This window comes from Pseudomonas sp. HY13-MNA-CIBAN-0226, from assembly GCF_040310305.1.
Classification (GTDB): domain Bacteria; phylum Pseudomonadota; class Gammaproteobacteria; order Pseudomonadales; family Pseudomonadaceae; genus Aquipseudomonas; species Aquipseudomonas gregormendelii.
Map to the genome: position 1 here is coordinate 1 of NZ_JBEOPS010000256.1, position 272 is coordinate 272.

At 64.0% G+C, this 272-nt stretch carries 1 protein-coding gene; it reads right to left on the reverse strand.

The features are described from left to right. The coding region (locus tag AAEZ05_RS28655; RefSeq protein WP_350649977.1) for an EamA family transporter at positions 1-272 on the reverse strand (272 nt) is incomplete at both ends.

Sequence of the window (272 nt, forward strand, 5' to 3'; positions counted from 1 at the left end):
TGCCAGGGCTTCTTCCAGGCCGATGCTCTCACCCACGAACACAATCCCCAGTAACACGGCCCCGGCCGGGTTCACATAGGCATAGCTGGTCGCCGCCGCCGGGCGGACGTGCTTGAGCAAGTACATATAAGCGTTGAAGGCAATGATCGAGCCGAACACCGTGAGGTACGCCAGGGCCAGCCAGCCTTCCAGCGGCGGCATGGCCTGCAGGTGCTCGCCAGACAATGCGCTGACGATCAGCAGCGCCACGCCAGCCACGAGCATTTCCGCGG